This is a genomic window from Acidimicrobiia bacterium (assembly GCA_016650365.1).
Lineage (GTDB): Bacteria > Actinomycetota > Acidimicrobiia > Spongiisociales > JAENVV01 > JAENVV01.
In genome coordinates, this window is sequence record JAENVV010000092.1 from 1 (window position 1) to 4084 (window position 4084).

A 4084-nucleotide genomic window follows, 5' to 3' on the forward strand; every position below is an offset into this window, starting at 1 on the left:
CGTGTGGTCATCGAAGAAGAACCCGGGTTTTCGAGCGCTCACGATCACCGTATCGAATAGATCTCGCCATGACATGCCGTCACCCAGGTAGGGATCGAAAGCGTATTCCATGATGCGGCGGGCATAGTCCCAGTCAGAATTGGTGATGAGCATGAGTCGCTTGCCGGCGGCTTTCTGGTCAAGCAACGTCCGGGGAACCTGCGGATCGGGTTCCACGAAGCGCTCGGGGTCAGCCAGGATCTCGGCCTTGAGAGTCCCTTCCATGTGGGCGTCGTCGAGCGAATCTCGCACCGTTCGGTACAAGTCCTCGTATCCCATTACCTCGGGAATCAGCCCTTGATCGGCCAGGTCGACGATCTGGGCAAACAGCGCAGCCTCAGACATCGAGAACATGGTGTTCAGGAAGACCCATCGATCTTCGGCGAGGTCGACCACAGTGCCGGCATAGGTTCGGCGGAGCTGGGAAAACTGGTGTCGCTTGGTTCCGTGCACCGCCCGGATGACGTACCCGAACCGGGTGACCTTCAAGAGGTTGCCGAGTTCCAGGTCGATCGTCAGGCCCTGAATCACCTGATCAGGGTCGAACTCAAGATCCCCGACCGGCCATCCCCGCTCCAGTAGCCGGTCCCGCGTATGTTCATAGGCGCGCCGCTCCCATTCGACCGGGTTGTAATGCACCAACGTGTAATCGAGGTCGTAACCGATCGCCTTGATCGACCTGAGGTTGAGCGTGCGATTCGCGTAGATCCGTCGCGAGGGGTTCGTTTCCATGCCGCCATGCTATCGGCATGGGATCGGCAGGCATCGAGATGGGTCGAACCGTTAGGCTCCCCGCACCATGCTGACTGCCCGCTTCGACGATCTTCGGCCAGGACGGAAACGTTCGTTCGGGTTTGGCAAGCCGGTTGCTCGATTGGTAGCCGGAAGCCTCGCCGAAGTACCGGCGACCATCCGGGACGCCGATCGACTCGCCGCGGCGGGTCATTGGCTGGCCGGGATGATCTCCTACGAAGCCGCTCCCGCTTTCGACCCTGCCTTGTCGACCGTGCCTCCCGGGGACTTTCCGCTGGTCGCCTTCAATGTTTATGACTCCGTCATCAACGACCCTGCCCACGGCGACGGCTCTGGCACGGTGGCCCGATGGTCCCCGAGCGTCGACGAAGCAACCTACGTTTCGCATATCGATCAGATCAGGGAGCTGATCAGGCAGGGGGAGACCTATCAGGTCAACTACACGTTAAGGATGCGAGGACAGTTGGAAGGTGCCGCACACGCCCTCTACCGGGATCTGATCATCGCCCAATCGGGAGGTTTTGGCGCCTTCCTCGAGGTCGACGGTTGGCAACTGGTCTCGGCGAGTCCGGAGCTGTTCTTCCGCTGGGATCGATCGGGCAAACTCGTCACCCGACCGATGAAAGGGACCACCCGACGAGGCAGGTTCACTGCCGAAGATCGCGCACTGGTCGACGAACTCGTGGCATCCGAGAAGGAACGCGCCGAAAACGTCATGATCGTCGACCTCATCCGCAACGATCTCGGCCGGGTTGCGGAGTTTGGTTCAGTCAGCGTGTCGGAGCTGTTCGCCGTCGAGCAGTACAACACGGTCTGGCAAATGACCTCGGAGATCGAGGCGCAAGCTCGCCCTGATGTGGACTTGTTCGATGTCTTCGCCGCGCTGTTCCCATCCGGATCGGTGACGGGTGCCCCCAAGACCGCCACGATGGGCATCATCGCCGCGCTGGAGGGCACGCCCCGCGACATCTACTGTGGGGCGATCGGCGTATTGGCGCCACCTGACTCCTACGCCCCGCGGGCACAGTTCAACGTTCCGATCCGTACCGTGCTGGTCAACACTGCCACCGGAGCTGCCGAATATGGGGTTGGGGGGGGCATAACCTACGACTCGACCGCAGGTGGCGAATACGCCGAAGCGATGCTGAAAACCGAGGTGTTGGGGAAGTCGACCGAACGGTTCACGTTGCTCGAAACCATGCGCGGGAACCCGGGCAGTGGGATCTGGCTACTGGACAGACATCTTGATCGCCTGGCCGATAGTGGCCGCTACCTCGGTTTCTCGCTGGATCTGACGGCCATCCGGCCGGCCTTGGAAGTTCTTGAGTTCGAGGCAGTATCCAGGGTCCGTCTGCTCGCCAACGACGACGGCTTCTCACTGGAATTGGCGCCGTTGATCGAACGTACCTCACCGATCAAACTGGCGATCGACCCGGTCCCGGTTGATCGTCGCGACTGGCGCCTCTTCCATAAGACGACGTCGCGCCGGACCTACGAGGATGCCGCAGCCCGCCACCCCGAAGCGGACGACGTCATCCTCATCAACTCCGATGGCGACATCACCGAAACCACCATCGGCAATCTCGCCGTAGAGATCGGTGGGACCTGGTTCACGCCGCCTGCGACCGACGGCCTCCTGGCAGGCACCTACCGGGCTGAGCTACTCGACAGCGGCAATCTTAAGGAACGGTCGATATCGGTTCAGGAGGTACGGAAGGCCACCGGGATAGCCGTCCTCAACTCCGTCCAAGGCTTCAAGAACGGGATAATCCTGTGAGTCCAACCGGGCTACCCGATCGGAGCGCCGCGTTCTAGGCTTCGGCAGGGGACCGGATCGCACCGCGATCCAAGCGTTGGGCGTCGACCGAAAGAGGAAGCGTGAAGGATTCGTTGCAGGTTGGAGTCAAACATCGGTTGACCGAGCAGGTCACGGAGGCGTTATCGCCGCCCCACCTCAAGCCGATCGTCGTGCTGTCGACCCCGAACATGATCTTGCTCATGGAAATGGCATCGTTGAGTGCCGCCCAGCCGCACCTCGACGACCACGAAACGACGGTGGGAACGCACGTGAACGTGTCGCACCTGTCGGCGGCGCGCCAGGGCGATACGGTCGTGGTCGACAGCGAACTCATCGAGATCAACCGCCGGCGCCTCACCTTCACCGTCCGGGTCTCGGTAGGTGACCGGCTCATCGGCGAGGGGACTCATCAACGGGCAGTCATCGACCGGTCAGCATTCGCGACATGAGAATCGAAGGCATCGACGTCATCTTCTACTGGGTAACGGACATCGACCGAGCGATCGAGTTTTACACCGGTGCACTGGGCATCGAGCCGGGACCGCGGTACGGAGATTGGCAGGAGATGAACCTCCCTGGACCGGTCCGCTTCGCGCTCCACGGAGGTAGCGAGGAGGCTCGGTCGGTGAATGCGATCGTTTCCTTTCGCGTCCCAAGTCTCGACACGGCAATGGCTGAGATGGCACGCAAGGGCCACCAGCCAGAGACCGCTATCACCGAAACAGGAAAAACGCGATTCGCCGAGTATGCAGACCCAGACGGCAACCTGGTTCACATCTTGGAGCGCACGACCTAACGGCGCCGGCTCGGAGGAGGCCTTCTCAGGCTTCGAGAAGCGAGGTGAAGCCCGCCTGGAAAGCCGTCCGCAATTCGGGGTCGGATATGGGCGAAGCGATCTCGGCGGCCACATTCCGGCCCCGGCTGCGCGCTGCCTCCGCCTCTTCGACGCGATCAAGCGCGTCCAAAGACCGCCAACGGATTGCCAACACATCGAGGAGAACTCTCCTCCAGGCTCGACCGTTCGGTCAACCGAAGTAGTTCCGTTACAACATCGATGGAGGCTTCGTCGGCCCAATGGAAATCTTCGAAAAACAGCACGAGCGGTTCGACCGCAACGAGGGCTTCAAGCACTTCAACCGTTGCCCGCATGCCTTCCATCCTTAACCGGGCAGGATCCAGGTAGGCAATGCGATCCTTTTGATCTTCGGGTAAATCAACCTCGAGCATCCAGGCCAAATAAGGGGCGACCATGGCGACCCGTCCGGGAACAGTGGCTTCGCAGAACCGCGTCACGGATGCGAAGTCTCCAGCTGCCGCAGGCGAATCAGGAGCCAGCCCGACGATGGAGCGAAGAATCTGACGGACCGGCGTCTGAAACGTACTTCATCGTCTTCCCCTCATCGCCTCCCAGCGGCCTGCCATAGTCACAACCTACGCCGATTGGCAGCCCTTGACACCAACAATTTGGTCAGATCAGCCCAGAACGGTGCCCGA

At 61.1% G+C, this 4084-nt stretch carries 5 protein-coding genes; 3 read left to right on the forward strand and 2 right to left on the reverse strand.

The genetic code is table 11. From position 1 onward, the window contains the following. Positions 1 to 771 (reverse strand): HAD-IG family 5'-nucleotidase (locus JJE47_05265; protein MBK5266825.1); only part of this gene is annotated, 771 nt, incomplete at its 3' end. A 67-nt stretch (positions 772 to 838) separates the two neighbouring features. Between JJE47_05265 and pabB the strand changes: the two genes are divergently transcribed. The 3 genes from pabB (at position 839) to JJE47_05280 (ending at position 3386) form a co-directional block, all read left to right on the forward strand. Then, positions 839 to 2569, forward strand: a complete 1731-nt coding sequence (gene pabB / locus JJE47_05270; GenBank protein MBK5266826.1) for an aminodeoxychorismate synthase component I — start codon at positions 839 to 841, stop codon at positions 2567 to 2569. Between the two features lie 101 nt (positions 2570 to 2670). Beyond that, on the forward strand, positions 2671 to 3039 hold the full coding sequence (locus tag JJE47_05275) for a thioesterase family protein (GenBank protein MBK5266827.1): 369 nt from the start codon (positions 2671 to 2673) through the stop codon (positions 3037 to 3039). Beyond that, positions 3036 to 3386, forward strand: a complete 351-nt coding sequence (locus JJE47_05280) for a VOC family protein (GenBank protein ID MBK5266828.1) — start codon at positions 3036 to 3038, stop codon at positions 3384 to 3386. Before JJE47_05275 ends, JJE47_05280 begins: the two co-directional genes overlap by 4 nt. A 155-nt stretch (positions 3387 to 3541) precedes the next feature. On the opposite strand, the gene JJE47_05285 is transcribed toward JJE47_05280, so the two are convergent. Continuing rightward, a complete protein-coding gene (locus JJE47_05285) occupies positions 3542 to 3883 on the reverse strand; it encodes an ATP-binding protein (protein MBK5266829.1) in 342 nt (113 codons plus the stop codon). Positions 3884 to 4084: the final 201 nt, after the last annotated feature.